We start from the raw sequence: 20,550 nt of genomic DNA, 5'->3' as shown, positions 1-20,550 counted from the left end.
ACCGGCCGCTCCATCTCCGCCACCACCTCACGCATCACAAAGATGCTCTCCGCCTCCAGGGCGTCGAGGTGGGAGACCTGGTAGGCGGCGGGGGCGGTCATGACACGGCCTCGATTCGCTCGGCTGCGCTCACGGATTCCAGACCTTTCCGGTCGGAGAGGTGAAGAAGACTCAGGCTACGGAATGCTTCTGCAACGCTGCAAGCAACCGGCTGGCCAGATCCTTGCGACAGACCAGCAGGTCAGGCAGCCGCGGATCAGCCTCGTTGTATTTCAGCGCAGATCCGTCGATCCGGGAAGCGTGCAGGCCGGTGGCCGTCGCCACAGCCACCGGAGCAGCCGAGTCCCACTCGTACTGCCCACCCGCGTGGATGTACGCGTCGACCTCACCCGTCACCACCGCCGCGATCTTCGCCCCCGCCGACCCCATCGGCACCAGCTGAGCACCCACATCCTCCGCCAGATCCGTCAGGAACACCGGCGGACGACTCCGGCTCGCCGCCAGGCGGATGGCCCGTCCCCCGCCCGAGGTCGCCGCCTCCAGCGTCATCGGCGGGTACGCCGGGGGGTAGTCCGTGGCCAGCACCCGGTGCTGCGCCGGCAGCGCCACCGCGCCCGCCACCAGACCGTGCGGCGTCGGGGCGTTGCGCGCCCAGAGCGCCACGTGCACCGCCCAGTCCGACCGCCCCTCCTCCGAGAACTCCCGCGTCCCGTCCAACGGGTCGATGATCCACACCCGGTCGGCGGTCAGCCGGGACACCGCCCCGGAACTCACCTCCGCCGCCCAGGCCAGCCGGGACCCCTCGTCCTCCTCGGAGAGCACCGCGTCCCCGGGCCGCCACATCGCCAGCTCGGCGCGGATCAGCTCGTGCGAGGTCTTGTCACCGGCCGACTTCAACGCCCCGGGATCGGCGAACCCCATCTCGGTACGCAGACCGACCAGGGCCTGCCCGGCCCGGCCCGCCAGCCACCGGGCGAACGCCCCGTCGATCATCGGAGGACTGCCCACTCACCTGCTCCTGTCGACTCGACACGACCCCACGTCGTGGTGTCGAAACCTCCACCAGAAGGCGCAGACTACCGGCCGGCCCCCGCTCCGGACCCGCTGCGCCCTGTTCACACCCCGTGGTACGCGTTCTGCGTCGGCTCGACGCCCCGGGTGACGACCGACTCGGCGACGTCGGCCGCCCGGTCCACCAGGAAGTCCAGCTCCTTGCGCTCGGCCGGGGAGAAGTTCGACAGCACGTAGTCGGCCGGGTCCTGCCGCCCCGGCGGCCGACCGATGCCGAACCGCACCCGCACGTAGTCCTTCGTCCCGAGCGACTTCGACATCGAGCGGAGCCCGTTGTGCCCGCCCTCGCCGCCCCCGCACTTGACCCGGACCTGCCCGTACGCGATGTCCAACTCGTCGTGCACCGCGATCACCCGCCCCGGCGGCACCTTGAAGAACTGCGCCAGCGCGGCCACCGGAGCACCGGAGAGGTTCATGTAGGTCAGCGGCTTCACCAGCACCAGCTTCGGGCCCCCGAAACCCAGCCGCCCCTCGGCGACGTCCGCCACCGCCCGCCGCTGCCGGCCGAACTTCCCGCCCACCCGGTCGGCCAGCAGGTCGGCCACCATGAACCCGACGTTGTGCCGGTTGTCGGCGTACTCCCGGCCCGGATTACCCAGGCCGACCACCAGCCACGGCCCCGTCTCGTCCGTCACGCGCGTCCCTTCCGCTCACCGTCACCGAGGACCCACCGGGCCGCTGCGGCGTGCTCCGGTCGACCCGGCACGACCCGCCCGGTACGCCGACAGGCGCCCCCGGTGCTCGGGAGCGCCTGTCACACGATGTGGTCGATCAGGCCTCGGCCGGCTTCGCGGCCGGCTCCTGCTCGCCCTCGCCCTCGGCAGCGGCAGCGGCCTCGGGAGCCTCGGCGGCCTCCTCGCCCTCGGCGAGGGCCTCGGCCTCCTCGGTGGCGGCCTCGACCTCGGGCAGCGTGGCCTCCAGCTGCTCGGCGGTCGGCGCGGCGGTGATCGAGGCGACCAGGGTGTCGGCGTCGGCGGCCAGTTCGACGCCCTGCGGCAGCTCGACGTCGGCGGCGGTGACCTGGTTGCCGGCCTCGACGCCCTCGACCGAGACCTCCAGGTGGTCCGGCACCCTGGTGGCGTCGGCGGTCACCGAGAGGGTGTCGTGGTCGTGCACGATCAGGGTGTCCTTCGCCGCCTCGCCGGTGAGCTGCACCGGCACCTCGACGGTGACCTTCTCGCCCCGGCGGACCAGCAGCAGGTCGACGTGCTCGAAGGTGTCCTTGATCGGGTCACGCTGGATCGCCTTCGGCAGCGCCAGCACCTGGGTGCCGTCGCTGACCTCGATCGCGAAGAGCTGGTTGGCGCCGCCCCGCCGGATGGCGGCGGCGAACTCCAACGCGGGCAACGCGATGTGCTTGGGCTTCTCGCCGTGGCCGTACAGCACGGCGGGCACCTTGCCGGCCCGGCGGGTACGACGGGCACCACCCTTGCCGAACTCGGTACGGGGCTCGGCGCTGATCTTTACCTCGGACACGGGGAAACTCCTGATGCTTCGCTGCGGCGACTTGTCGACTGGCGGTGCTGGGCGAGGGGCTCGCAGGGGCTCAAGCGTCATGATCGACTGCCCGGAGCACCGCGTCGATGACGGTGCCTCCGGGCGGCCCATCAACTGCGACCCGCCGGGCACCCTCGCCGTGGCAACCGGACCAGTCTACCCGAGCGCCTTCCACGCCTGACGGCAGTACCCGCCCCCCACCGCGCCCACCTGCTGCCGGGCCCGAAAATGCCCGGCCCGACCCCCGCTGGAAGGCCGGACCGGGCGAGGACGTTCGCTCAGCTCAGCCCGCCGAACAGGGTGGTCACCGACCCGTCGTCGAACACCTCACGGATCGCCCGCGCCAGCAGCGGCGCGATCGACAGCACGGTCAACTTGTCGAGCTGCTTCTCCGGCGGCAGCGGCAGGGTGTTGGTCACCACCACCTCGCTGATCGGGCTGTTCTTCAGCCGCTCGGTCGCCGGGTCCGACAGCAGGGCGTGGGTCGACGCCACGATCACGTCCGCCGCGCCCGCCTCCTGGAGGATGTCCGCCGCCTTGCAGATCGTGCCACCGGTGTCGATCATGTCGTCGACGATCAGGCAGACCCGGCCCTCCACCTCACCGACCACCCGGTTCGCCACCACCTGGTTCGGCTTGAGCGGGTCGCGGGTCTTGTGGATGAAGGCCAGCGGGCAGCCGCCCAGCCGGTCGGTCCACCGCTCGGCCACCCGGACCCGGCCCGAGTCCGGCGCCACCACCGTCATCGGCCGGCCGGCGTACTGGCGCTGGACGTACTCGGCCAGCACGTCCATGGCGAAGAGGTGGTCCACCGGGCCGTCGAAGAACCCCTGGATCTGCGCGGTGTGCAGGTCCACGGTGAGGATCCGGTTCGCCCCGGCGGTCTTCAACAGGTCCGCGATCAGCCGGGCCGAGATCGGCTCCCGGCCCCGGTGCTTCTTGTCCTGCCGGGAGTACGGGTAGAACGGCAGGACCACGGTGATCCGCTTGGCCGAACCGCGCTTGAGCGCGTCCACCATGATCAGGGTCTCCATGACCCAGGTGTTGACGCCGTGCGTGACGGACTGCACCACGAAGGCGTCCGAGCCGCGGACCGACTCCTTGAACCGGACGAAGATCTCCCCGTTGGCGAACTCGTACGCGTCGGCAGGCGTCGGCGCGACGCCGAGCACCTCACCGATCTCGTTGGCCAACTCCGGAAAGCCGCGTCCGGAGAAGAGCATCAGGCTCTTACGGTTTTCGGCGACGATGCTGCCCATGGCCGGTCTGCTCCCGTAGGTCGGTGTGCCCGGCGGTGGTGGCCGGAGACTTCGGTTGCAGTATCTACCCCCTCCGGGGCCGGACCCACCGGCTCGGTACGCCCGTGGATTGGCTCACCTTCCCTTGCCTACCGGGCGTCACCCGGAGCACCCTCCGCCCCTGCGGTCCCGGCCGAACCCGCCGCCGACGGGTCACCGTCCGCAGCCCGCCGGGCACGTTCGGCGGCAGCCGCCGAGACCGTACCCTCGCGCCGCCGGGCCACCCAGCCGTCGACGTTGCGCTGCGACGCCCGGCTCACGCCCAGCGCGCCCGGCGGCACGTCCTTGCTGATCGCGCTCCCCGCCGCCACGTACGCCCCGGGGCCCACCTCGACCGGGGCGATCAGGCTGGTGTCGCAGCCGATGAAGGCCGCCTCCCCCACGGTCGTCCGGTGCTTCGCCACCCCGTCGTAGTTCACGAAGATCGTCGCCGCGCCGATGTTGGCCTTCGCCCCGATCGTGGCGTCCCCCACGTACGACAGGTGCGGCACCTTCGCCCCCGGGCCGACGTCGGAGTTCTTCACCTCGACGAAGGTCCCCACCTTGGCCCGCTCGGCCAGGCGCGCGGCCGGCCGCAGGTACGCGTACGGGCCCACGCTGGCCCCCGGGCCGACCTCGGCCTGCACCGCGTGGCTGCGCAGCACGGTGGCCGCCGGGCCGACCACGGTGTCGATCAGCGTCACGTCCGGGCCCACCACGGCCTCGGCCCCGACCACGGTGGCCCCGCGGAGCTGGGTGTTCTGGTCGATCACCGCATCCCGGTCCACCGCCACCGTCACGTCGATCCAGGTCGTCTCCGGGTCCAGGATGCTGACCCCGGTCCGCATCCAGCGCTCGTTGACCCGGTCCCGCAGCAGCCGGCGCAGCGCCGCCAACTCGACCCGGTCGTTGCAGCCCAGCGTCTCCACGTGGTCGACGGCGACGTGCACCGCCACCGGCTCCCCGGCCGAGACGAGCAGCGCGAAGACGTCGGTCAGGTACTCCTCGCCCTGGTCGTTGTCGGTGGAGAGCTTGCCCAGCGCGTCGCGCAGCCGGGCCGCGTCGAAGGCGTAGATCCCGGCGTTGATCTCGCGGACCGCGCGCTGCTCGGCGGTCGCGTCACGCTCCTCGACGATCCGCTCCAGCCGACCCGCCGCGTCCCGCACGATCCGGCCCAGGCCGGTCGGGTCGGGCACCTCGGCGGCGAGCACGGTGGCCGCCGCGCCCGCGCCCTCGTGCGCCTCGACCAGCGCCACCACCGTCTCGGGCCGCAGCAGCGGCACGTCACCGTTGATCACGACGACGGTCCCGGCGGTCTCCGGTACGGCGTCCAGCGCGATGCGGACCGCGTGCCCGGTGCCGAGCTGCCGCTCCTGGAGCACCGCCGTGGCGGCCGGCGCCACCTCGGTCAGGTGCGCCCGGACCTGGTCCGCCCCGTGCCCGACCACGACGACGGTACGGTCGGCGGCAAGCGGCGCGGCGGCGGTGAGCACGTGCCCGACCAGGGTCCGCCCGAGCAACGGGTGCAGGACCTTGGGCAGCGCCGACTTCATCCGCTTGCCCTCACCGGCGGCGAGCACGACGACGGTGCGGAGGTGGGGCTGGGACACGGGGCGGCTCCCGTCGGTACGCGGACAGTTCCGCCGCCATGCTAACCAGCGGCCGAGGCTTTGCCCGACACGCCTATGACTAATGCCGGAATATCCGGCTTTGTGAGCTGGGGTGCCTGGATTCGAACCAGGAGCTCAAGGCTCCAAAGGCCTGCGGGTTGCCGTTACCCCACACCCCATAAAATGTCAAGCGCTACGGCCCACTACTGTGGAACCACACCGCCCGCGATCTGGAACAGCCCGGCGATCATACCCTCGATCCGCCAATAGAGCTCGCGACTACGCGGCACAGTGATCACCAAGCAGCCGTGGTACTCGTCGCCGGTGTTCCGGCGACGGGTCGCCGGCCGGTGTCTCTTCAGGCTCGGCGGCTGACCGCGACCGGGGGACAGACCGAGCCGTTGGGACCACCATCTCGTGGCAGCCTCGGCGTCGGCCGTCTCGTGAATGCTGACCCGGTAGGTGACCTCACCCCGCTCGACGCCGCACACCTCAAGGAAGCGGAGGAACAGGGCCAGCAGCCCGGGATCGCTGTTGACGAACTGGATCCGGTCGTCCCGCCGCCACGGCTTGGACTTCGTCCCCTCGCACCAGTAGAGCGCAGCACCGAGGAGCAAAAAATCCCGTTCGCCGAGCGGGTCGACCACCCGGGCCGCCCGATCGTGCACCGCTGCCCGCGCGGCGTCGCGGGCCTCCCGGTGCGCCGCCCAGCGGGCCTCGGCCATCCGCCTCGCACGCTCCCGGCGGCGCTCGGCGGCCGGCGCCTCCGGATCGAGCGGGAGGTGCCGCACCCACTGGTAGGCGGCGGAACGGCTGACCCCGAGCTGCGCGGCGATCTCGGGGACAGAGTGCCCCCGCTCGCGCAGTGCCACCGCCTCGGCACGCAGGTCGTCCCGCGCGTTGGGGCGGCGGGTCCAGTCCGGAGGCGGAAGGCCACGCAGGAGCTCGTACACCCGGTTGCGACCGAGAGCGGTGCGCTCTCGGATCTGACGGACCGACAGCTTCTCCTCGGTGCGCAGCCGGCGGACCTCGGCAGCCAGGGGATCGACCATGACCGACAGGCTAGGACCTACGTACGACAGGACCCCATCGACTGGGGCGAGTGTCCGGTGCGGCTCACAGGACCGTAAGTTACGGTGACGTAGGCGTAACTTAGTGATCTTCACCCCTTCCCCCCTAGCGAGGTGCCATGTCGACCAGCCTGCTCGAACCCCAGACCCACGGACCCAAACCGATCACCGACGGCACCCAGTCCCGGGGCATCCTGGTCGCGCTCTGGATCTTCGTGACCGTGCCGTTCGCCGCCCTGCTCGCGGCGGTGCCGGTGGCCTGGGGCGGCTGGCTGGGCTGGTCCGACGTGGCGATCGCGCTCGTCTGGTACCTGGTCTCCGGGCTGGGCATCACGGTCGGCTTCCACCGGTACTTCACCCACGGCTCGTTCAAGGCGAAGCGGTGGCTGCGGGTCGCCCTGGCGGTCGCCGGCTCGTTCGCGATCCAGGGCGAGATCATCCAGTGGGTCGCCGACCACCGCCGGCACCACGCCTACTCCGATCTGGAGGGTGACCCGCACTCGCCGTGGCGGTTCGGGGCGAGCGTCCGGGGCCTGAGCCGGGGCCTGCTGCACGCCCACGTCGGCTGGCTCTTCGCCCGGGAGCTGTCCAACCGGGAACGGTTCGCCCCGGATCTGGTCGCCGACCGGGACATCCACCGGGTGGACCGGCTCTTTCCGGCGCTGGTCGCCGTCTCGCTGCTCGGCCCCGCCGCGACGGGCGCCCTGGTGACCTGGTCCTGGCAGGGCGCGCTGACCGCGTTCTTCTGGGCCGGGCTGGTCCGGGTCGGCCTGCTGCACCACGTCACCTGGGCGATCAACTCGGTCTGCCACGTGTACGGCGAGCGCCCGTTCGCCATGCGCCAGGGCGACCGGGCGTCGAACTTCTGGCCGCTGGCGATCCTGTCGCTCGGCGAGAGCTGGCACAACCTGCACCACGCCGACCCGACCAGCGCCCGGCACGGCGTGCTGCGCGGCCAGGTCGACATCTCGGCCCGGGTGATCTGGCTGTTCGAGAAGACCGGTGCGGCCTGGGACGTGCGCTGGCCGAAGCCGGAGCGGATCGCGGCGAAACTGGCGAAGCCCACCCCGGGCGGCTGAACGGGACGGACCGTCCGCCCGCACACCTGGCAGGATGGCCGGATGACCGAGCGAGGCAGCAACGGCGGTGGCCGGCACGGCGGCGTGGGAGCGGGATTCGCGCCGGGGACGGTCGGGTGGACCGACGGTGCCTCTGCGGCGGCCAGCGGGACGGCGGCTGGCGGGGTGGCGGCGTGAGCGGACGCGACGACGCGGCCGACACAGCCGAGAGCGCCCCGAGGCCGGCCGGCACCGTGCGACGGCGGGGTGACAGCGGGGCGCAGGTGGCGGGGGACGGGGGCACCACCGGCGCGCGGCGGACGGCGAAACCGGGCTCCCGGGTCCGCATGTCCGCCGCCCAGCGCCGGGAGCAGTTGATCTCGATCGGCCGGTTGATCTTCGCCGAACGGGGTTTCGACGCCACCTCCATCGAGGAGGTCGCGGCGCGGGCGAAGGTCTCCAAACCGGTGGTGTACGAGCACTTCGGCGGCAAGGAGGGCCTGTACGCGGTGGTGGTGGACCGGGAGGTCCGGGCGCTGCTGGACCGGATCACCACCGCGCTGACCGCCGGCCATCCCCGGGAGTTGCTGGAGCAGGCGGCGATGGCGCTGCTCGACTACATCGAGGAGGAGACCGCCGGTTTCCGGGTGCTGGTCCGGGAGTCGCCGCTGATGTCGGCGACGGGCAACTTCAGCAGTGTGATGAACGACGTCGCCCACCAGGTCGAGCACATCCTCGGCGCGGAGTTCAAGAGCCGGGGGTACGACCCGAAGCTGGCCGAGCTGTACTCGCAGGCGCTGGTGGGGATGGTGGCGTTGACCGGCCGCTGGTGGCTGGAGGTCCGCAAGCCACGGAAGGAGACGGTGGCCGCGCACCTGGTGAACCTGGCCTGGAACGGGTTGTCCCACCTGGAGGCCAAGCCCGGCCTGATCACGGTGCGGCCACGCTGAGCGGGTACGCCGGTGGTGGGGCCGGACCGGCCAGGCGGGGTCAGCGGGAGTCGGCGACGGGGTGGCTGCGGCGCTGCCGTTCGGCCTCGGCGTGCTCGGCCGTACCGATCTTGTCGTAGAGGCCGGTGGCGAGCAGCAGCAGGCCGAACAGCAGCGAGACGACGACCGTGGACATCGAGAAGTTGAGGAAGTTCGCGCTGGTCTGGAGCACCGACATCATGGCCAGGCCGGTGACCATGAAGACCGCCCCGGCGGTGAGGTTCATGTAGTGGCCGAGGTTGGTGCGGCGCGAGGCGCCGATCATCAGCACCGCCCCGAAGAGGACGGAGACCAGGGCGAAGGCGAGGTTGGTCCGCAGCCCGAGCACCCAGGTGCTGTCCCGGGCGAAGAGCGGTTCGCCCCAGGTCACGACGACCCCGTAGACGCCGAAGACGAAGATGTAGAGCCCCACCAGGCCGGAGAAGACCCGGTAGAGCGTCCGGGCCGGGTGGTTCACCGGAATGTGCGCCACGACCTGCTCCTCCCGCCCTGGGTGACCGTTCGCCCGAATTGTCACCCAGGAGACGGACGGCTGTCCGGCGAACGGACCGATCACCCCGACTGACCGATCACCCCGCCTCCGGCACACCCACCGGAACGACGCGACCCGGCCGGTGACCGGCCGGGTCGCGGGGCGTGGTCACGCGGCGGGTCACCACGCGACAGGTGTGCAGGGCAGCAGGCGGAGCCGGCCGGGTCAGAGCACCAGGCGGGCCTTCTGCCAGGCGTCCTGCTCCTCGTCGGTGCCGACCTTGCCGTACATGCTGACCATCAGCAGGACGAGCGAGAGGGTCATCACCACGACGCTGGTGGCGACGCTCCAGTTGAAGATGTTCACGTCGGTCCGGATGAACGCCAGCCCGGCCAGCCCGAGCGCCATCAGGGCGTACGCCAGCCAGCCGTTGATCACCACGTCGCGGTTGCGACCGAGCGCGGTGCCGGCCAGCACCAGCACGCCGATGACCAGGCTCACCAGGGCGAACCCGAGGTTGCTGCCCTGCCCGAGGACCTTGGTGTCGTCCCGGGCGAGCAGGTCGTCGCCGGCGGCGGCGATGACGCCGAGCACGCCGAAGACCACGAAGTACAGACCGACGAGCCCGCCGATCGCCCGGTAGATCGGCCGCGCGGGGTGGTTGACGGGGGTGTGGGCCATGACTCAGTCTCCAACGCCGTTCGGGTGAGGGTCGTCGACGATTGTCCCGCATGTCGTGGTGTGACGCCGCACACGCCCGCCGGGCGCGTCCGCCACCCCGGTACGCCGGGACCAGCGACATCGGGTCGGATCAGTTGCCGGGCACCTGTTCGGCGAGGGCGAGCCAGGTCTCCTCGGTCTGCTCCCGCTCGGCCCGTACCTCCTTGAGCTGCCCGTCGAGGTCGGCCACCCGGGCGTAGTCGGTGGCGTTCGCGGCGAGCTGGTCGAGCAGGGTGGCCTCCTTCTGCTCCAGCTTGCCGATCTGCCGTTCCAGCCGGGCCAGCTCCTTCTTGGCGGTGCGCGCCTCGGCGGCGGACATGCCGGCCGGGGCGGGACCGGCGTCCGCCGACCCCTCGGCGGCGGCCCCGGTGCCGGCGGCGCTCCCGGCGGCCCCGGCGGTGGTGGCGGCCCCGCCGGTCACGGCGTGCGCGGCGGCGCGGGTCAGGTACTCGTCGACCCCGCCGGGCAGGTGCACCAGCCGGGCGTCGCCGAACATGCCGTACACCGCGTCGGTGACCCGCTCGATGAGGTACCGGTCGTGGCTGGCCACCACGATGGTGCCCGGCCAGGAGTCGAGCAGGTCCTCCAGCGCGGCCAGGGTGTCGGTGTCCAGGTCGTTGGTGGGCTCGTCGAAGAGGAGCACGTTCGGCTCGGCGGCGAGCAGCCGCAGCATCTGCAACCGGCGGCGTTCCCCACCGGAGAGGTCGCCGACCGGGGTCCAGAGCCGACGGTCGTCGAAGCCGAACGTCTCGGCGAGTTGGGCGGCGGAGACCTCCCGGTCGCCGAGCTGCACCCGGCGGGCCACCTCCTCCACCGCCTCCAGGACGCGCAGGTGACCGGGGAGTTCGGCCAGTTCCTGGGAGAGGAAGGCGGGGCGGACGGTGGACCCGGTGACGAACCTGCCCCCGTCGGGCCGGGTGATCCCGGCGAGCATCCGCAGCAGGGTGGTCTTGCCGGCGCCGTTCGCGCCGAGGATGGCGATCCGGTCGCCGGGGCCGACCTGCCAGGTGACGTCGCGCAGGATCTCCTTCGGCCCGGCGTGCAGGGTGACGTCGGTCAGGTCGTACACCTGCTTGCCGAGCCGGGCGGTGGCCAGCCGTTGCAGCGACATGGTGTCGCGCGGCTCCGGCACGTCGGCGATGAGCGCGTTGGCCGCGTCGATCCGGAACTTCGGCTTGCTGGTCCGGGCCGGCGCGCCCCGGCGCAGCCAGGCGATCTCCTTGCGGAGCAGGTTCTGCCGGCGGGCCTCGGTGGCGGCGGCGACCCGTTCCCGCTCGACGCGGGCCAGGGTCCAGGCGGCGAACCCGCCGTCGTAGGAGCGGACGGTCCGGTCGGCCACCTCCCAGGTGGTGGTGCAGACCGCGTCGAGGAACCACCGGTCGTGGGTGACCACGACCAGCGCGCCCTTGCGGCGGACCAGGTGCTTGGCCAGCCAGTCGACACCACCGACGTCGAGGTGGTTGGTGGGCTCGTCCAGGATGAGCAGGTCGGCCTCGCGGACCAGGAGCGCGGCCAGCGCCACCCGCCGCCGTTCACCCCCGGACATCGGGCCGACGGGCTGGTCGAGCCCGAGGTGGGGCATGCCGAGCCCGTCGAGGATCGCCCGGACCCCGGCGTCACCGGCCCACTCGTGCTCCGCGCCCATCCCCTCGGCGAGCCAGGCGGTGCCGAGCACGACGTCCCGGACGGTGGCGTCGGGGGCGAGCGTCAAGGTCTGGGGCAGCGCGGCGACGCGCACGTCCCGGCGGTGGGTGACCCGGCCGTCGTCCGGTTCCTCGATCCGGGTGAGCAGCCGCAGCAGGGTGGACTTGCCGGCGCCGTTGAGCCCGACGACCCCGATCCGGTCGGCGTCGTCGAGGCCGAGGGAGACGTCGGTGAGCAGCGGCCCGGCCGCGCCGTACCCCTTGGACACCCGGTCCAGGTTGACGATGTTGGCCACCCCACGCACCTCCCATGATCAAGGCGTCCCGGTGCCGGCGGGCACGGGACGCCTACCCCAAGCCTACGCGTCCCGCCCGCCCCACCGTCCCCACCGCCCCGCCGCTCCCCACGCCGACGACCGACGGGAGACCGGTCGGCGGGAGTCCCGACGGACCGACGGGAGACCGGGCGGCGAAAGTCCCGGCGGACCGACGGGAGTCCGGGCGGTGGGAGCCCCGGCGGGGGCGGCTTCCGGGGGTGGGGGTCAGTAGAGGATGCGGGCGCCGTGGACCGGGCCGTGGGCGACGCGGGCCTCGCGGCACACCTCGGCGGCGGTGACCTCGGCGGCGATCCGTTCCGCGTCGGGGGCGTCGGCGGCGAGGAAGACGCAGGTCGGCCCGGAGCCGGAGACGATGCCGGCGAGCGCGCCGGCGGCCTCGCCCGCCTTGAGGGTGGCGGCCAGGGCGGGCCGCATCGCCAGGGCGGCGTCCTGGAGGTCGTTGCCGAGGGCGGCGGCGAGCACCCGGGGGTCACGCTGGCGTAGCGCGGCCAGCAGGGCGTCGGTGCTGCCCAGTGGCGGGCCCGCCGCGCCGCTGTCGCGCAGCCGGTCGAGTTCCCGGTACGCCTCGGGGGTGGAGAGGCCGCCGTCGGCGATCGCCACCACCCAGTGCCAGGAGGTGGGCCGGGCCAGGACCGGGCTGACCGCCTCGCCCCGGCCGGTGCCCAGCGCGGTACCGCCGTGGATCAGGAACGGCACGTCGGAGCCGAGGTCGGCGGCGATCGTGGCGAGTTCGTCGCGGGCCAGGCCGGTGCCCCAGAGGGCGTCGCAGGCGACCAGGGTCGCGGCGGCGTCGGCGCTGCCGCCGGCCAGTCCACCGGCGAGCGGGATCTGCTTGCGCAGGTGCAGCCGGGCGTGCGGCAGCACCCCGGCGTACCCGGCGAGGGCGTGGGCGGCCCGGATCACCAGGTTGGAGTCGTCCAGGGCGAGTTCGCCGGTGCCCTCGCCCTCCATGGTGAGGCTGAGCGTGTCGCCCCGGCGGGCGGTCAGCTCGTCGAAGATCGAGATGGCGTGGTAGACCGTGTTCAGCTCGTGGTAGCCGTCGCGGCGCAGGGGCCCCACCCCGAGGTGCAGGTTGACCTTGGCGGGGACGCGTACCCGGACCGGCCCGCTGGCCCCGCGCCGATGCTGGTCGTCGTCGTCCGGTCGCCAGGCCTCGGTCACCGGGTGACACCCCGACGGCGGGACCGGATGTCGAACGCTTCTTCCACGGTCAGCTCCTCGGGCTCCTCGGCGGAGTCGGCAACGCCCTCGGCGGGCATCGCGTCAGCCTACTGGGCGTCGGACGGACCGGTCGGAGCCGACGCGGCCACGGCGGCGAACTGCTCGACGGTGAGTGACTCGCCCCTCGCGCCGGGGTCCACCCCGGCGGCGGTGAGCGCGGCGGCGGCCCGGTCCGCGCCGCCGGCCCACCCGGCGAGGGCGGCGCGCAGCGTCTTGCGGCGCTGGGCGAACGCCGCGTCCACCACGGCGAAGACCCGTTCCCGGGGTACGTCGGGGCGGGGCGGTTCGCGGCGGGTGAAGGCGACCAGCCCGGAGTCGACGTTCGGCACCGGCCAGAACACGTTGGGAGGTACCCGGCCGGCGGGGCGGGCTCGGGCGTACCAGGCGAGCTTGACCGAGGGGATGCCGTACACCTTGGAGCCGGGGCCGGCGGTGAGCCGGTCGGCGACCTCCTTCTGCACCATCACCAGCCCGTGCCGCAGCGTGGGCAGTTCGGCGAGCAGGTACAGCACCACCGGTACGGCGACGTTGTACGGCAGGTTCGCCACCAGCGCGGTCGGTGCCGGGTCGGCCAGGTCGGCGGCGCGTACCCGCAGCGCGTCGGCGTGGTGCACCCGGAGCCGGTCGGCGTACGTGGCGGCGTGCCGGCCGGCGGTCTCCGGCAGCGCGGCGGCCAGGGCGGCGTCGATCTCCACGGCGTGCACGTGGGCGGCGGCCGGCAGCAGGGCCAGGGTCAGCGAGCCCAGCCCCGGGCCCACCTCCAGGGCGACGTCCTCCGGGGTCAGCCCGGCGGCGGTGACGATCCGGCGCACGGTGTTCGGGTCGTGCACGAAGTTCTGGCCGAGTTTCTTGGTCGGCGCCACGCCCAGCCGGGCGGCCAGCTCCCGGATCTCCGCCGGGCCGAGCAGGTCTGCGGCCATGACCCCACAGCCTACGCACCACGCTGCGCCGGTAAGGAGGGGCACCTTTGTTAACGCTTTCGGTAGAGGAAGGGCCCCTTATTAACCACCGCCACCGCCACCGCGGGACGCGCAGCGCTGGGCGGTGACGAGCTGGTCGGCGCGGCGACCGGCTATCGGCACATCGAGTCGACCAACGCGCCGAAGCCGGGGAACTCGGCCCGCGCCGCGGCGACGATCTCGGCCGCCGGCCGGCGGGAGGCGGGCGCCCAACGTTCGGCGATCTCGACGCGGCGGGCGTCCGGACGGGCCGCGTACCCGTCCCCGTCGCCGCCGGCCTCGTCGGCGAAGTACATCGTCGCCTCCAGCGGACCGACGCCGGCGGCGAGCAGCCACAGGTACGCGCCCAGGTCCTGTGCCACCACCGCCGTCTCCCCCTCGGAGCCGAGAAAGACCACCGGTTGCCGGTCGAGCGGCTCGCCGGCACGGACCAGCCAGAAGGCGGCGAGCCCGCCGGTGCCGTCCTGCCCGAAGACCCGGAACTCGGCCCCGTCCACGTCCGGGTTGCCCGTCCAGGCCCGCCACCAGTCGGTGGTCTCCCGCGCGTCCATGAACTCGGGGTACGGCTCGAAGTCGACGCCGGCCCCGTCGTCGTAGTCGAACTCCAGCCGGTGGGACTCGGCCAGGGACGGCGGCAGGGCGCGCGGGTCGTTCTCCATGATCAGCACCCTAGGCCCGTCCCGCCACCGCAACCGCACGCGACCCGACCGTTCGGGGCCGGACGACCTCGCGGCGATACTGACTGTGGGGAAGCACGTGCGCGGCGAGGCGCTGTCCCACTGGCAGTCAGTCGACCTGATCACGGAGGTGGCCACCACATGGACCTGACCGGCGCCCAGTGGCGCACCAGCACCCGCAGCAGCGGCAACGGCGGTGACTGCGTCGAGGTCGCCGACAACCTGCCCGGCGTGGTCGCCGTCCGCGACTCGAAGGACCCGACCGGCCCGGCCCTGACCTTCCCCCCGGCCGCCTGGCACGCCTTCCTCACCCGGCTCACCGACCGGGCCTGACCGCTCCGTCCCCGCGCGCCTGCGGTCCGCTGCCGGAACCGTCAGTTCCAGGGGCCGAAGGCGCGGTCGCCGTTGGCGGACAGGGCGGCGCAGAGGTCGCCGAGGTCCGCGCCCGTGGTCGCGGCCAGGGCGCGGACCGTCAGCGGGATCAGGTACGACGCGTTCGGCCGGCCCCGGTACGGCGTCGGGGTCAGGTACGGCGCGTCGGTCTCCACCAGCATCAACTCCAGCGGGGTCACCGAGGCGGCCTCCCGCAGCGCGGTGGCGCTGGCGAAGGTGACGGTGCCGGCGAAGCTGAGCAGGTACCCCCGGCGGACGCACTCGCGGGCGAACCCGGCGTCGCCGGAGAAGCAGTGCAGCACGACGGTGTCGGGGGCGCCCTCGTCGTCGAGGATGCGCAGCACGTCGGCGTGCGCGTCCCGGTCGTGGATCACCAGTGCCTTGCCGTACCGCTTGGCGATGGCGATGTGCGCCCGGAAGCTCTCCTCCTGGACGGCCCGCCCCTCCTCCCCGGTACGGAAGAAGTCCATCCCGGTCTCGCCGACACCCCGGACCCGGTCCCGGGCGGCGAGCGTCTCGATCTCGCGCAGCGCGGTGTCCAGGTCGGCCAGTCGGGGCGCCTCGTTCGGGTGCAGCGCGACGGTGGCCAGGACGGCGGCGTGCCGGTCGGCGACCTGCGCGCCCCACCGGGACGACTCGACGTCCACCCCGACCTGGACCAGCCGGTCCACCCCGGCGGCGGTCGCCACCTCGACCAGCGCCGCCACCGGGTCGACGGCGACGGTCCGCTCGGCGGCGGCCCCGCCCTCCGGCGCACCGGGCACCCCGGCCTCGGTGACGGTGATGTCCAGGTGGGTGTGGCTGTCCGGCACGGCCAGCGGCAGCGGCTCGGACGCGGGCGGAAACTCCCCGGCCCGGCGGGCGGCGCGCTCGCGCCGGGATTCAGTCGGCTCACTCATCGCCCCTGAGGATCACACACCGCGCCCTCGCCGGCTGCCGCCGGCACACGTCCTGCGCGAGCGACATACCTGAGAGGCATAAAAATACCTGCCAGGTATGCCGCTCACCGGGACATGTGCTCCCGAGGCCCCCCGGGCCGCCGCCCAGCCACCACAGCGGCCGGAGCAGGGCGGCCGGGCTCACCCGCTCGCCATCCGCCGTTCACCCGGCGGGAACATCGCAGCTCTAGCGTCGCCCAGGTGAGCCTCACCCCCCGGGCCAGCGGCGCGACCGGCGCGCGGGCCGGGTTGCGCGTGACGTTCGAGGGGACGGCGTACCCGGCCGAGGAGATCGCCCGGGGCGCGGCCTACGAGTTGTTCAGCGCCGCCGAGGTGACCGGTTTCGAGTGGGCGCCCCGGCCGGGGGGCGGGCCGCCGTGGCGGCGGTTCGTGCACTGCACCGAGGTGACCGCCGTGCAGGGGGCGGCCGAGCAGAGCGAGCCACCGGAGGCGCCGCTGCTGATGCCGGTGCACCGCAGCCTCGGCTGGGACCAGGTCCAGCAGCTCAGCCAGCGGCCGGAGGCGGCCGGCGACCCGCTGCTCGCGGCGGTCCGCGCGTCGGCGGCGATCCGCCGGGGTACCCGGATGGTGAAGGTGCTCTCCGCCCGCCAACTCGCCGGGTACGTCCGGGGGCTGCTGCCGCACGGCTTCTGCTACCGGGAGCACGACGTGGCCCACCTGCGGACGCCCGCCGCGCTGGCGGTGCTGCGGGGCGACGGCTCGCCCGCGCAGAACGGCCCGGACGTGACGTACGCGCTGCGCTGGCGGGCCGCCGCCGCGGACGACTACGAGGTGCCGGCCGGGGCGGTCCACCGGGGGCTGACCGCGCTGCCGGCCTCCGAACGGCTGGGAGCGCCGGTGCTGGGCACCGGGTTCGCGCCGAGCAACGGGCACCTGATCCCGGAGTTCGTCACCCGGGACCTGGCCGACCTGCCGATGCCGGCGAACGCCACCCTGCTCGCCTACCCGGCCGAGGGGACGGAGGTGGTCCTCTACACGTACCAGGCGGAGCAGCGCGGCTGGCTGCGGATGGCCGGCCCGCAGTGGCGGCACCTGCTGGCCGCCGTGCCGGGCCTCTCCCCCGAGCAGGAGTACGTGCCCACCGGCGACGCGCCCCGGGCCACCCACCTGGTCGGCCGGTACGCCGACCACGACTACGAGGCGGTGGCCGACCTGCCCGGCGGGTTCCGGGTGCTGGCGATGACCCGGGCGGCCCGGTACCCGGTGGAGGCGGTGGCCCGGCGGCTGCGGTACGCCCAGTGGCGCGGGGTGCCCTGCGTGGTGCTGCGGGAGGAGGCCGGCTGGTTGCGGTTGCGGCTGTGCCGGCCGGACCCGGACACGGTGGCGGCGACCGGGGCGCAGTGCCACGAGCGGGGCGTCTACGAGGTGTGGGCCCCGGCCACCGAGGTCACCGACGACCGGATCGTGGACCTGCCGTACCACCTCTGACCGCGACCCGCCCGGCGGCCCACGGCGGCCCACGGCGGCCCACGGCGGCCCACGGCATAATGCCGGCCCGGTCGGGAAGACGCGGGTGTCCGAGACACCACCTGATCATGGAGATCCGCATGCCCTTCGTGACCGTCGGCGCGGAGAACCTCGCGCCCATCGACCTGTACTACGAGGACCACGGCTCCGGCCAGCCGGTGGTGCTGATCCACGGCTTCCCGTTCAACGGGGCGACCTGGGAGAAGCAGGCCGGACCGCTGCTCCAGGCCGGATACCGGACGATCACCTACGACCGGCGCGGGTTCGGCAACTCCGCCCAGCCGGCCACCGGGTACGACTACGACACCTTCTCCGCCGACCTGGACGTGCTGCTGACCGAGTTGAACCTGCGGGACGTGATCCTGGTCGGCCACTCCATGGGTACCGGCGAGGTGACCCGCTACCTGGGCACGTACGGCTCGGAGCGGATCAGCCGGGCGGTGCTGCTCGCCCCGCTGGCGCCGTTCCTGCTCAAGACGGCGGACAACCCGGAGGGGGTCGAGCAGAGCCTCTTCGACGGGTTCAAGCAGGCGATCGTCGACGACCGGTTCGCCTTCCTCACCAGCTTCTGCGACAACTTCTTCAACTACGACCAGAACAAGGGCAAGCTGGTCAGCGAGGAGGCGTACCGGGCGCACTGGGAGATCGGCGCGCGGGGCTCGGCGATCGGCACCCTCCAGTGCGTGGACGCCTGGCTGACCGACTTCCGGGGTGACCTGCCCCGGATCGACGTGCCGGTGCTGATCGTGCAGGGCGACCAGGACAGGGTGCTGCCGTTCCCGGCGACCGGCCAGCGGTTGCAGCCGATGCTGAACGGCAGCCAACTGGTCACCCTCAAGGGCGCGCCGCACGGCATCCCGTGGACCAACGCCACCGAGGTCAACAAGGCGATCATGGAGTTCATCGGCCAGCCGGCGATGGCCCGTACCTGATCACCGCCTGATCCGCGCGCAGGCGCCAGCGGACGCGACGCGGCCCCGGGGAGGTCTCCCCGGGGCCGCGTCGGCGGGTGTGCGCTCAGCCGCCGAGGCGGGCCAGTTCCTCGTCGACGATCGACGGGTCGAGCTTGCGGAAGACCGGCTTCGGCGCCGCGAGCGGCCGGCCGACCTCCAGGGGTACCGACTCCCAGCGCGCGCCGACCGTGTAGTCACCGGTGAGCACCGGGTACCCCGGGCCGCCGTCGAGATCCTCGACCTCGACGATCGACGGCATCGGAGCGTGCACGCCGGTGCCGCCGAGCAGCTCGTGGATCTTCTGTGCGGAGTGCGGCAGGAACGGGGTGAGCAGCGTGTTCGCGTCGCTGACCACCTGGAGGGCGACGTGCAGGATGGTGCCCATCCGGGGCTTGTCGTCCTCGCCCTTGAGCTTCCACGGGGCCTGCTCCGACAGGTACCGGTTGGCCTCGGCGACGACCTTCATCGCCTCGCCGATGGCCTGCTTCTGCCGGTGCCGGGCGATCAGGTCGCCGACCGCCGCGAAGCCGGCGCGGGCGGTGGCGAGCAGCGCCTCGTCGGCCTCGGTGAGGCCGGCCGGGTCGACCGGCGGGATCGCGCCGAAGTTCTTCGCCGCCATCGAGACCGACCGGTTGACCAGGTTGCCCCAGCCGGCGACCAGTTCGTCGTTGTTGCGGCGGAGGAACTCGGCCCAGGTGAAGTCGGTGTCGTTGCTCTCCGGGCCGGCGACCGCGATGAAGTACCGCAGCGCGTCGGCGTCGTACCGTTCGAGGAAGTCCCGGACGTAGATGACGACCCGCCGGGACGACGAGAACTTGCGCCCCTCCATGGTGAGGAACTCGCTGGAGACCACCTCGGTGGGCAGGTTGAGCGCGCCCAGCCCGCCCGGCTCGCCGTCCTTGGCGCCCTGGCCGGAGTACCCGGAGAGCAGCGCCGGCCAGATCACCGAGTGGAAGACGATGTTGTCCTTGCCCATGAAGTAGTAGCCCTGGGCGTCCTTGCCGGCCCCGTCGGTGGACCACCACCGCCGCCAGGCCTCCGGGTCGCCGGAGCGGCGGGCCCACTCGATGGAGGCCGACAGGTACCCGATCACGGCGTCGAACCAGACGTAGATCCGCTTGTCGGGGCGGTCCCGCCAGCCGTCGAGCGGGATCGGCACGCCCCACTCCAGGTCCCGGGTGATGGCCCGGGGCTGGAGGTCGTCGAGGAGGTTCTTCGAGAAGCGCAGCACGTTCGGCCGCCAGCCCTCCCGGCTGTCCAGCCACCCGCGCAGCACCTCGGCGAGGGCGGGCAGGTCGAGGAAGAAGTGCTCGGTCTCGACGAACTTCGGGGTCTCCCCGTTGATCTTCGACCGGGGGTTGATCAGGTCGACCGGGTCGAGCTGGTTGCCGCAGTTGTCGCACTGGTCGCCCCGGGCGCTGTCGTACCCGCAGATCGGGCAGGTGCCCTCGATGTACCGGTCGGGCAGGGTCCGCCCGGTCGACGGGGAGATCGCGCCCATCGTGGTCTTGGCGACGATGTACCCGTTGCGGTGCAGCCCCTCGAACAGCTCCTGCACCACGGCGTAGTGGTTGCGGGTGGTGGTCCGGGTGAACAGGTCGTACGACAGGCCGAGGCCGTGCAGGTCCTCCACGATCACCCGGTTGTACCGGTCGGCCAGCTCGCGGGCGGTGACCCCCTCGGCGTCGGCCTGCACCTGGATCGGGGTGCCGTGCTCGTCGGTGCCGGAGACCATGAGCACGTCGTGACCGGCCATCCGCATGTACCGGGAGAAGACGTCGGAGGGAACGCCGAAACCGGAGACATGGCCGATGTGGCGCGGGCCGTTGGCGTACGGCCAGGCCACTGCCGCGAGAACGTGACTCATGACCAGCAAGCCTAGTGACCGCCGCCGGGTGACCGCGAACCAGTTGGGCAGAGTCCGGCCGGTCGTCGCCCCGCGCCGCGTCCCGGCCCCGGCCCGAGCCGCCCGAATTGTCGCCGACACGCGGCCTGAGCTGCACAGAGGCACCTCGCTCCCGGTGTCCAATGAACATCGTGACTGGCAGAGGCGCCGCGCGTGAGCAGGACGATCACCCGCCGGGGGCGGCCGACGGGCCACCGGGCGGGGCCGGCGGTGGGCAACCCGCCGGGTCGCGGGGCGGCGTGGGGCGACCCGCCGGGTCGCGGGGCGGGG

19 protein-coding genes, 1 tRNA gene and 2 pseudogenes are annotated in these 20,550 nt (G+C 73.0%); 6 read left to right on the top strand and 16 right to left on the bottom strand.

The window, feature by feature from the left end; all coding sequences use genetic code 11:
* The 8 genes and pseudogenes from AWW66_RS34015 to AWW66_RS25930 form a co-directional block, all read right to left on the bottom strand.
* Positions 1-101 (bottom strand): annotated as a pseudogene (locus AWW66_RS34015) (sulfate adenylyltransferase subunit CysD); the annotation flags it as partial.
* Positions 102-171: 70 nt separating this feature from the next.
* The gene (locus AWW66_RS25960; RefSeq protein WP_067371436.1) at positions 172-993 is read right to left on the bottom strand and encodes an inositol monophosphatase family protein; all 822 of its coding nucleotides are present in this window, start codon (positions 991-993) and stop codon (positions 172-174) included.
* Between the two features lie 122 nt (positions 994-1,115).
* Positions 1,116-1,706, bottom strand: coding sequence for an aminoacyl-tRNA hydrolase (gene pth / locus AWW66_RS25955; RefSeq protein WP_067371434.1), 591 nt, complete (start codon positions 1,704-1,706; stop codon positions 1,116-1,118).
* A 136-nt stretch (positions 1,707-1,842) separates the two neighbouring features.
* The gene (locus AWW66_RS25950) at positions 1,843-2,547 is read right to left on the bottom strand and encodes a 50S ribosomal protein L25/general stress protein Ctc (protein ID WP_067371432.1); all 705 of its coding nucleotides are present in this window, start codon (positions 2,545-2,547) and stop codon (positions 1,843-1,845) included.
* Between the two features lie 299 nt (positions 2,548-2,846).
* On the bottom strand, positions 2,847-3,827 hold the full coding sequence (locus AWW66_RS25945) for a ribose-phosphate diphosphokinase (protein ID WP_067371430.1): 981 nt from the start codon (positions 3,825-3,827) through the stop codon (positions 2,847-2,849).
* A gap of 128 nt (positions 3,828-3,955) precedes the next feature.
* Entirely contained in the window at positions 3,956-5,455 is a 1,500-nt protein-coding gene (gene glmU, locus AWW66_RS25940) for a bifunctional UDP-N-acetylglucosamine diphosphorylase/glucosamine-1-phosphate N-acetyltransferase GlmU (RefSeq protein WP_396890406.1), read from the bottom strand.
* Positions 5,456-5,562: 107 nt separating this feature from the next.
* Positions 5,563-5,634: transfer RNA gene (locus AWW66_RS25935), tRNA-Gln, on the bottom strand.
* 24 nt (positions 5,635-5,658) lie between these two features.
* Positions 5,659-6,507: a helix-turn-helix domain-containing protein gene (locus AWW66_RS25930; protein ID WP_067371429.1), complete on the bottom strand. Its 849-nt coding sequence runs from the start codon at positions 6,505-6,507 to the stop codon at positions 5,659-5,661.
* A 137-nt stretch (positions 6,508-6,644) separates the two neighbouring features.
* Here AWW66_RS25930 and AWW66_RS25925 point away from each other — a divergent pair, with 137 nt between their 5' ends.
* Both AWW66_RS25925 and AWW66_RS25920 read left to right on the top strand, forming a co-directional pair.
* Positions 6,645-7,604, top strand: coding sequence for an acyl-CoA desaturase (locus tag AWW66_RS25925; protein ID WP_067371427.1), 960 nt, complete (start codon positions 6,645-6,647; stop codon positions 7,602-7,604).
* Positions 7,605-7,867: 263 nt separating this feature from the next.
* A complete protein-coding gene (locus AWW66_RS25920; protein ID WP_157527944.1) occupies positions 7,868-8,533 on the top strand; it encodes a TetR/AcrR family transcriptional regulator in 666 nt (221 codons plus the stop codon).
* 40 nt (positions 8,534-8,573) lie between these two features.
* Here the strand turns inward: AWW66_RS25920 and AWW66_RS25915 are convergent, their stop codons facing one another.
* The 6 genes from AWW66_RS25915 to AWW66_RS25890 all read right to left on the bottom strand — a co-directional run bounded on the left by AWW66_RS25915 (position 8,574) and on the right by AWW66_RS25890 (position 14,584).
* Complete coding sequence (locus AWW66_RS25915) at positions 8,574-9,044, bottom strand: DUF4383 domain-containing protein (protein ID WP_067371426.1); 471 nt, start codon at positions 9,042-9,044, stop codon at positions 8,574-8,576.
* Between the two features lie 225 nt (positions 9,045-9,269).
* A complete protein-coding gene (locus AWW66_RS25910) occupies positions 9,270-9,725 on the bottom strand; it encodes a DUF4383 domain-containing protein (RefSeq protein WP_067371425.1) in 456 nt (151 codons plus the stop codon).
* Positions 9,726-9,855: 130 nt separating this feature from the next.
* Positions 9,856-11,703 (bottom strand): ABC-F family ATP-binding cassette domain-containing protein, encoded by a 1,848-nt coding sequence (locus tag AWW66_RS25905; protein WP_067371424.1) that lies wholly within the window; start codon positions 11,701-11,703, stop codon positions 9,856-9,858.
* A 246-nt stretch (positions 11,704-11,949) separates the two neighbouring features.
* A complete protein-coding gene (locus AWW66_RS25900; protein ID WP_067371422.1) occupies positions 11,950-12,906 on the bottom strand; it encodes a 4-(cytidine 5'-diphospho)-2-C-methyl-D-erythritol kinase in 957 nt (318 codons plus the stop codon).
* A gap of 107 nt (positions 12,907-13,013) precedes the next feature.
* Positions 13,014-13,886, bottom strand: a complete 873-nt coding sequence (rsmA, locus tag AWW66_RS25895) for a 16S rRNA (adenine(1518)-N(6)/adenine(1519)-N(6))-dimethyltransferase RsmA (RefSeq protein WP_067371421.1) — start codon at positions 13,884-13,886, stop codon at positions 13,014-13,016.
* Between the two features lie 152 nt (positions 13,887-14,038).
* Positions 14,039-14,584 (bottom strand): SMI1/KNR4 family protein, encoded by a 546-nt coding sequence (locus tag AWW66_RS25890; RefSeq protein WP_211272102.1) that lies wholly within the window; start codon positions 14,582-14,584, stop codon positions 14,039-14,041.
* Between the two features lie 52 nt (positions 14,585-14,636).
* Between AWW66_RS25890 and AWW66_RS35680 the strand changes: the two are divergent.
* A pseudogene (locus AWW66_RS35680) lies at positions 14,637-14,753 on the top strand (XRE family transcriptional regulator); the annotation flags it as partial.
* On the top strand, positions 14,744-14,935 hold the full coding sequence (locus AWW66_RS25885; protein WP_067371417.1) for a DUF397 domain-containing protein: 192 nt from the start codon (positions 14,744-14,746) through the stop codon (positions 14,933-14,935). The pseudogene AWW66_RS35680 and the gene AWW66_RS25885, both read left to right, overlap by 10 nt.
* A gap of 41 nt (positions 14,936-14,976) precedes the next feature.
* Here AWW66_RS25885 and AWW66_RS25880 read toward each other — a convergent pair whose 3' ends face one another.
* Positions 14,977-15,894, bottom strand: coding sequence for a TatD family hydrolase (locus tag AWW66_RS25880; RefSeq protein ID WP_067371416.1), 918 nt, complete (start codon positions 15,892-15,894; stop codon positions 14,977-14,979).
* Positions 15,895-16,134: 240 nt separating this feature from the next.
* Between AWW66_RS25880 and AWW66_RS25875 the strand changes: the two genes are divergently transcribed.
* A complete protein-coding gene (locus AWW66_RS25875) occupies positions 16,135-17,382 on the top strand; it encodes a hypothetical protein (protein WP_067371414.1) in 1,248 nt (415 codons plus the stop codon).
* A 119-nt stretch (positions 17,383-17,501) separates the two neighbouring features.
* Positions 17,502-18,353 (top strand): alpha/beta fold hydrolase, encoded by an 852-nt coding sequence (locus AWW66_RS25870; RefSeq protein ID WP_067371438.1) that lies wholly within the window; start codon positions 17,502-17,504, stop codon positions 18,351-18,353.
* Between the two features lie 85 nt (positions 18,354-18,438).
* Here AWW66_RS25870 and metG read toward each other — a convergent pair whose 3' ends face one another.
* On the bottom strand, positions 18,439-20,241 hold the full coding sequence (gene metG, locus AWW66_RS25865; protein ID WP_067371412.1) for a methionine--tRNA ligase: 1,803 nt from the start codon (positions 20,239-20,241) through the stop codon (positions 18,439-18,441).
* Between the last annotated feature and the right edge of the window lie 309 nt (positions 20,242-20,550).

Source organism: Micromonospora rosaria (genome assembly GCF_001567585.1).
Lineage (GTDB): Bacteria > Actinomycetota > Actinomycetes > Mycobacteriales > Micromonosporaceae > Micromonospora > Micromonospora rosaria.
Note: the sequence above shows the minus strand (reverse complement) of the source record. Positions and strands in the feature narration are given on the sequence as shown.

What these genes read in the sequence shown, in the direction of transcription:
- AWW66_RS25890 (WP_211272102.1), bottom strand. Translation starts at nt 14,584, where the DNA reads ATGGAGAACGACCCGCGCGCCCTGCCGCCGTCCCTGGCCGAGTCCCAC.
- AWW66_RS25885 (WP_067371417.1), top strand. Translation starts at nt 14,744, where the DNA reads ATGGACCTGACCGGCGCCCAGTGGCGCACCAGCACCCGCAGCAGCGGC.
- AWW66_RS25930 (WP_067371429.1), bottom strand. Translation starts at nt 6,507, where the DNA reads ATGGTCGATCCCCTGGCTGCCGAGGTCCGCCGGCTGCGCACCGAGGAG.
- rsmA (WP_067371421.1), bottom strand. Translation starts at nt 13,886, where the DNA reads ATGGCCGCAGACCTGCTCGGCCCGGCGGAGATCCGGGAGCTGGCCGCC.
- AWW66_RS25945 (WP_067371430.1), bottom strand. Translation starts at nt 3,827, where the DNA reads ATGGGCAGCATCGTCGCCGAAAACCGTAAGAGCCTGATGCTCTTCTCC.
- AWW66_RS25925 (WP_067371427.1), top strand. Translation starts at nt 6,645, where the DNA reads ATGTCGACCAGCCTGCTCGAACCCCAGACCCACGGACCCAAACCGATC.
- AWW66_RS25870 (WP_067371438.1), top strand. Translation starts at nt 17,502, where the DNA reads ATGCCCTTCGTGACCGTCGGCGCGGAGAACCTCGCGCCCATCGACCTG.
- AWW66_RS25910 (WP_067371425.1), bottom strand. Translation starts at nt 9,725, where the DNA reads ATGGCCCACACCCCCGTCAACCACCCCGCGCGGCCGATCTACCGGGCG.
- AWW66_RS25880 (WP_067371416.1), bottom strand. Translation starts at nt 15,894, where the DNA reads ATGAGTGAGCCGACTGAATCCCGGCGCGAGCGCGCCGCCCGCCGGGCC.
- metG (WP_067371412.1), bottom strand. Translation starts at nt 20,241, where the DNA reads ATGAGTCACGTTCTCGCGGCAGTGGCCTGGCCGTACGCCAACGGCCCG.
- AWW66_RS25960 (WP_067371436.1), bottom strand. Translation starts at nt 993, where the DNA reads ATGATCGACGGGGCGTTCGCCCGGTGGCTGGCGGGCCGGGCCGGGCAG.